5 protein-coding genes are annotated in these 6,447 nt (G+C 73.3%); 3 read left to right on the top strand and 2 right to left on the bottom strand.

Annotation, left to right across the window (positions count from 1 at the left end; all coding sequences use genetic code 11):
- Window positions 1-194: 194 nt before the first annotated feature.
- The gene (locus VK501_RS27365; RefSeq protein ID WP_324343222.1) at window positions 195-2,354 is read left to right on the top strand and encodes a hypothetical protein; all 2,160 of its coding nucleotides are present in this window, start codon (window positions 195-197) and stop codon (window positions 2,352-2,354) included.
- An 84-nt stretch (window positions 2,355-2,438) separates the two neighbouring features.
- Here the strand turns inward: VK501_RS27365 and VK501_RS27360 are convergent, their stop codons facing one another.
- Window positions 2,439-3,371, bottom strand: coding sequence for a LysR family transcriptional regulator (locus VK501_RS27360; RefSeq protein WP_324343221.1), 933 nt, complete (start codon window positions 3,369-3,371; stop codon window positions 2,439-2,441).
- Between the two features lie 72 nt (window positions 3,372-3,443).
- Between VK501_RS27360 and VK501_RS27355 the strand changes: the two genes are divergently transcribed.
- The gene (locus VK501_RS27355) at window positions 3,444-4,070 is read left to right on the top strand and encodes a glutathione S-transferase family protein (protein WP_324343220.1); all 627 of its coding nucleotides are present in this window, start codon (window positions 3,444-3,446) and stop codon (window positions 4,068-4,070) included.
- A gap of 334 nt (window positions 4,071-4,404) precedes the next feature.
- On the opposite strand, the gene VK501_RS27350 is transcribed toward VK501_RS27355, so the two are convergent.
- On the bottom strand, window positions 4,405-5,598 hold the full coding sequence (locus tag VK501_RS27350) for an IS701 family transposase (RefSeq protein ID WP_324343219.1): 1,194 nt from the start codon (window positions 5,596-5,598) through the stop codon (window positions 4,405-4,407).
- Window positions 5,599-5,774: 176 nt separating this feature from the next.
- Here VK501_RS27350 and VK501_RS27345 point away from each other — a divergent pair.
- Window positions 5,775-6,447, top strand: a 673-nt coding sequence (locus VK501_RS27345) for a transposase (RefSeq protein WP_324343218.1), incomplete at its 3' end; no start/stop codon positions are given.

Here is a 6,447-nt window from a genome sequence, read left to right as displayed (position 1 = left end):
GAGCGCGCGAGCTGAGCGCCACCGGCGCCAGAGCCGCCACTCCAGGGTCCGTGTCGGCTGGCCCCCGATATACCGGGGTCAGACGACATCCGCCCGGCACCACCGCTGGCGCCGCACCCCGCGGCGCCAGAGCCAGCTGTCAGCGGTTGGTGGTGGTCGGGCGCGAGGGGCGGATCTAGGCTGCTCAGCGGTCCATGGCCCAGGTCACCACCGACCCGCATCCCGTCGACGTCCGGGCCGCCGCGGCGGCGCCGGAGCCGTCGGCGCGCCCGGCGACGTCGCCCTGGATTCCGGTCCTGCTCGTCTACACCGCGGCGGCCGTCCTCTACTCGCTGCTGGCCCTCGCCGTCCAGCTCCCGACCGTGTTCCCCGACGAGCTGCGCTACTCCCAGCTCGCGCGGTCGCTCGTCCACGGCCACGGCTTCGTGTGGCGCGGCGAAGGGCATGCGAACGCGGTCCATCAGCCCACCGCGCTGTACGTCTACTTCCTCGCGCCGCTGTGGTGGCTGTTCGACTCGGCCGTGCACGCGCGCGACGCGTCCAAGGTCCTCGGCACGCTCGTCCTGTGCACCCAGGTCGTGCCGGTGTGGCTCCTGGCCCGTCCCATGGTCGGCCCGCGCCTCGCGCTGGTGCCCGCCACGCTGGCGGTCGCCGGCACGTGGATGACCGTCGGGGCGATGACGCTCACCGAGGTCCTCGCGCTCCCGCTGACCACGGCGGCGCTGTGCTGCGCGGCGATGGCGCTGCGGCGCCCGGGCAGCCGCGCAGGCTACGCAGCCATCGCCTTCGCTCTGCTGGCCACGTGGGCCCGGATCCAGCTCGTGGTGCTCGTGCCGGTGCTGCTGCTGGCCTTCGCGCTCGACGTCCTGCGCGTGCCGGGCGAGCGCCGCGTGCGCCTGCGGGCCCACCGGGCGGTCCTCGTCGTCACGGGCGCGCTCACCGCCGCGATGGTCCTCGTCTCGCTCGCGCGCCCGGGCGCGGCGGGCGACTACTCGACCGTCCTGACGATGAGCCTGCCGTCGCTGGCCCTCGTGGCGCGCAAGACGGGCCTGGAGCTCCTCGAGCTCGTCGTGCTGGCGGGCTTCGTCCCCGTCCTCCTCGCCGCCGCGGCGGCGACCTCGCCGCGCCTGTGGCGCGACGACCGGACCGGCCCGCTGCTCGCCGTCTTCTGGCCGGCCGCGCTGGTCCTCGCCCTGCAGAGCGGCCTGTACCTCGCGACCGCGACGTTCGTCCTCACCGGCGTCGAGCGCTATGTCATGTACGCCGCTCCGATCGCCCTGGTCCTGGGCACCGTGCTCCTGGCCGAGCCGCGCCTGCTGCCGCGCGGGGGCTTCGCGCTCGCGGCCCTGCTGGCCCTGACCCTGCTGGCCATGCCGCTGCACCAGCTGACCGTGATCGAGCCCGCGGTCTGGGCGACGGGCCAGCGCGTCAAGACGCTGACCGGACTCGCGCGGCCCGAGGCGCTGGCCGCGGCCGGCGTGGCGGCGACGCTGCTCGTCTGGATCGTGCGGCGCCACGCCCGCGGCGTGGCCGGGTTCGTCGCCGCCTCCACGGTCGTCTTCGGCGTGCTCGCCGTCCAGGACCACGCGGCGTGGCAGAAGCTCATCACGGTCTCGGCGGACACCCGCGCGCTGCTTCCCCGCGACCTGTCGTGGATCGACGACGCCGGCCCGGAGCCCGTCGCCGTCCTCGGCGTCGGCACCAACGCGCCGCAGCTGCCGCTGGTGGCCTATTACAACTCGTCGATCGCGCAGTCGTTCGTGCTCGACGGGAAGCCCGCGCAGGGCCCCAACCCCGAAGGGCTCGCCTGCGCCTGGGTGATCGGCGACCGCGGCGTCCTGTCGTTCGGACCGACCTGCGGCGCCACGCCGCACCGCATCCTGCTGCAGGACCGGGCCGCGCGCCTGCGGTTCTACGGCGAGACCACCTCGATCCGGCGGCCGACGATCGGCCGGCTCGTCGAGCTCGACCCCGGCGCTGCGCCGCGGCTGCAGTCCATGCTCACCCTGCCCTGCGACACCCCGGCACTGCCGGCCTTCACGGGATCCGACGACGACGTCACGATCCCCGCCTCGGCCCTCAAGCCCTGCGCGCCCGCGGTGGCGATGGGCTTCTGGCTCGACCGGCCGGCGAAGGTCACGATCGTGTTCCGCGGCGGGCCGCAGGACCAGCACGCCGCCCTCGGCCCCAACCGCTACACGATCCGCGCGAACCGGCTGACCCGCATCGAGGGCTCGGTCCCCCGGGGCGACTCGCGGTTCACGATGGACCTCGACTGGAACACCAGCGCCGGCCCGAGGCTCGTCCAGGCGCAGATCCGCAGCGCCGGCGTGACGCGGTCGCTGATCCCCTAGGAGCGCGGGTGCCTAATCCGCCGCGGGTTTCGCCCCCTGGGCGAAGACCCGCAAGGGAACCTGGCCCTCTGGGCCAGTGTTCCCCTAGGCCGGCGCCGGCGCCGGCGCCCCGTCGGCGCGCGCCAGCAGCGCGGTCGCCGTCGCGACGAGGATCGCCACCATCGCGGTGGCGCTCGCGGGCCGGGGGCCGGCGGCCGTCGTGACCGCGGCGAGCGTCCGGACCGGCGCCGGACCCGTCAGCGGTCGCTGGACGGTGCCGTCCCGGCCGACGAGGGCCAGGTGGGGCACGAGCGCGACGCCCGCCCCGGCGGCGACGAAGCCCTGGACGGCGCCGTAGTCGGCGCTGGAGAACACGATGTCGGGGTCGAAGCCGGCCGCGGCGCAGGCGCCGCGGACCACGCCGGCGCAGTACGCCGTGGGCGCGACCCAGGAGTCGGCGGCGAGGCGCGCGAGGTCGATCGCCGGCTCGCCCGCGAGCGGGTGGTCGGCGGGCAGGACGGCCCACAGCGGGTCCTGCGCGACCATCGTGCGCTGCAGGCCGTCGAGCGAGGCGGCCTCGAGGGCGTTGGGCTCGAACACGACCGCGACGTCGGTCGCGCCCGCCCGCACGCCGGCGACCGCCTCGACGGGATCCTCCTCGGCGAGGTGCAGCTCGACGTCGGCATGCTGCTCGCGATAGCTCGACACGGCCGTGGGCACGAGCGACGTCCACGCCGACTCGAAGGCCGCCAGCCGCAGCGAGCCGCCGCGCAGCGCCACGAGGTCATCGAGCTCGGCTCGCGCCGCGGCGAGCTGGCCGAGGACGACCGCGGCGTGGCGGTCGAGCACCGCGCCGGCCTGCGTCAGGCGCGTGCCGCGCGGCCCGCGCTCCACGAGCACGGCGCCCGCCTCGCGCTCCAGCACGGCCATCTGCTGGGAGATCGCCGACGGCGTGTACTGCAGCTCGGCCGCCGCGGCGGCGAAGGACCCGTGCTCGGCGACGGCGCGCAGCACGCGGAGGCGGCGGGGATCGAGCATGAAGCGCAGCTTACGTCAGGTGTCAACAACTGCAGTCGCGCTTCATGCTCGCCTCCGGCAGGCTCTGCGCCCATGCGGCTCCACGCCATCCCCCACTCCACCAACGTCGACCGCGTCGCGCTCGCGCTCGGCCTCAAGGGCGTCGCGCTCGACGCCCGGGTCCAGCACGACCCCGGCGATCGCGCGGGCGTCCGCGCCGTGTCCGGCCAGGAGCTCGTCCCGGTCCTGGAGACCGACGACGGCCAGGTGCTCACCGACTCGATGGCAATCGTCGCGTGGATCGACGCCACGTGGCCGCGGCCGCACCCGCTCTACCCGGCCGACCCGGCCGCCCGCCGCGAGGTGGAGGCGTTCGTGGCGTTCTTCGACGGCGTCTGGAAGGTCGCGCCCAACGCGATCGAGGCCGAGCAGGCGCGCCCCGAGCCCGACCTGGCCGCCATCGCCGCGTGGGCCGCCCAGCTGCGCGGCTGGCAGCACGGCTTCGACGCGCTGCTGCAGGGTCGCGACCACCTGTTCGGGGATGCGCCCGGAGCGGCGGACATCTGCGCCTATCCGTTCCTGCGGTTCGCCACGTCGAGCGATCCCGGCGACGACGACCTCTTCCACGGCGTGCTGCTCGAGCACCTCGCGCTCGGAGCGGGCGAGCATTCCCGCCTCGCCGCCTGGATCACCAGGATGGCCAGCCTTCCCAAGGCGTAGGAGACGGTGTCGCTCTCGCGACTGGGGACCCACCTCCGGCGGCGACGGCCGGCCGTCGTGGGCCGCGGCCTGGCTGGCCGCCTGCGGCACCCCTAGGAGACGGTGTCGCTCGCGCGACTGGGGACCCACCTCCGGCGGCGACGGCCGGCCGTCGTGGGCCTCGGCCTCGCTGGCCGCCTGCGGCACCCCTAGTAGTGCTTTGTTATTTCTCACTCGTTGTGGCGGGCGGGATGGAGTGGTAGTTGGTCGAGGTCGACGGGTTGTTGGCAGGTCTGGCAGCGGCCGGTCCAGCACTTGAAGAGCGGCTGCAGCAGCAGCACGGCCTTCGGGAGTGTCAGGCCGGCCGCTGGCGATTTGGGTCAAGGCGCTCCAGGGTCAGGAAGCCGTGGGCGGCGGTGACCAGCGCGGTGTGGTGATGCCAGCCCAGCCAGGACCGGCCCTCGTAGTGGTCCAGGCCGAGCTCGCCCTTGAGCTGCTTGTAGTCCAACTCGATCATCCAGCGCAACCGGGCCAGGCGCGCCAGGCGCTCGGGCTCGATGTCGGCGGGCAGGTTGGACAGCCAGTAGTCGGTGGGCTGCTCGCGTCCCTCGGGCCACTCGGCGATCAGCCACTCCTCGCGGGGCGGGAACGGTGTGGCCTTCTTCCAGTTGTGCGCGGCGCGGACGCGCACGAAGCAGAAGCGGGAGGTCATCGGCTTGCCATCGGGTCCGTCGCGGAAGGTCACGGTCTGCCAGGCGTCCGCGCCCAGTCCGGCGATCAGCGTGCCGATCGACTCGGGCTCTCGGTCCGGGCGCGGGCGGCTGCGCGGGCGACCGGTCTTGCCCGTTGGCTCGGGGACCTCAAAGGTCGTCTGCGGGCCGAACACCGTCGTCTCGGCCGACACCGAGAGCACGTACTCAAGCCCCGCGCCGTGGACGCGCTCGCGCAGCCGGGTGTTGTCGCCGTAGGCGCAGTCGCCCAGCACCGGCGCCCGCGCGACATCCCAGCCGGCGGCGCGCTCGACCAACTCGACCCCGAGCTCGGGCTTGGTCTTGAACACCACCTCGGCGGGGATCTTGGCCTTGCGGCGCCGCTCGGCGTCATCGCACCACTCCTCGGGCAGGTACAACGCCCACCCCAACGGCACCGTCGCGTGCGCGCCGACGGCGTGCACCGACACGCCGATCTGGCAGTTGCCGATCTTGCCCAGCGTCCCCGAGTACTGGCGCTTGACCCCCGGCGAGTTCTTACCGTCCTTAACGAACCCGGTGTCGTCTAGCACCCACGCCCCGACATCGATCGCCGGGCAGACGCGCTCGGCCACCGCGCGCGTCACCAGCCCCGGATCCCACGGACTGTCGGCCAAGAACTGCTGCAGGCTCTGATAATCGGCCTCCTCACCCAGCCGCGCGACCATCGGCTCCAGCGACTTGCGCGGCCCCTGCTCGATCAGCCCGCGCAGATACACCCCACCGTTGACCACCTGCACCGGCCGGTTCATCGCCCCGGCCAGCACCTCGCCCGCAAACGCCTCAAGCCGCTCGCGCACCGCCACAGGCCCATCACCACTCGCTACCGCCACCGCCGCCATCATCGCTCCCGCGCCGCACAACAAGACGCAGCAGGATTCGACGACCCCACCAAGAACCCCTACCACCAACTAACAAAGCACTACTAGGAGCGTGGGTCTGTAACCCGTCCGGGCGGCCGGGGACGATGCGCGTCATGTCGTCGGGGTTGCCGGATCGGTTGATCGAGGTCGAGCCGGTGGAGGTGCCCGTCGTCGGGCGGGCTCCGGCGGGGACGTCGAAGACGTTCCGGCCGTATGTGCCGGGCCAGGTGTTGTTGATGGCCCCGGACGCGCGCGAGTGGGTGCCGGATGGGGATCTCGCGCACTTCGTCGAGGACCTGGTCGAGGAGGTCCTCGATCTGTCGGCGATCTACGAGTCCTATGTCGAGGAGCGTGGCTTTCCGCCGTATGACCCGAGGTTGATGGTCAAGCTGTTGGTCTATGGCTACGCGATCGGGGTCACGTCGTCGCGGAAGCTTGAGACCGCGACGCACCGTGATGTCGCGGTGCGGATGTTGTGCGCCGGCCAGCAGCCCGACTACCGTGCGATCGCCCGGTTCCGCGCCCGACATTTGGAGGCGTTGGCCGAGTTGTTCGTGCAGAGCTTGGGGCTCTGTCGCAGGGCCGGGCTGGTGCGGTTGCACGCGCTGGCCGTCGACGGCACCAAGCTGCGCGCCAACGCCTCGCGGCACAAGGCGATGAGCTATGACCGGATGCTCAAGGCCGAGGCCGACCTCGACGCCGAGACCCGGCAGTTGCGCGCGATCGCCGAGCGGGTGCTGGCCGAGGCCGCCGCGGTCGATGCCGCCGAGGATCAGGAGTTCGGCG

The sequence above is a fragment of the Baekduia sp. genome (assembly GCF_035318805.1).
GTDB lineage: Bacteria > Actinomycetota > Thermoleophilia > Solirubrobacterales > Solirubrobacteraceae > Baekduia.
This window is presented reverse-complemented; position numbering and strand designations above follow the sequence as displayed.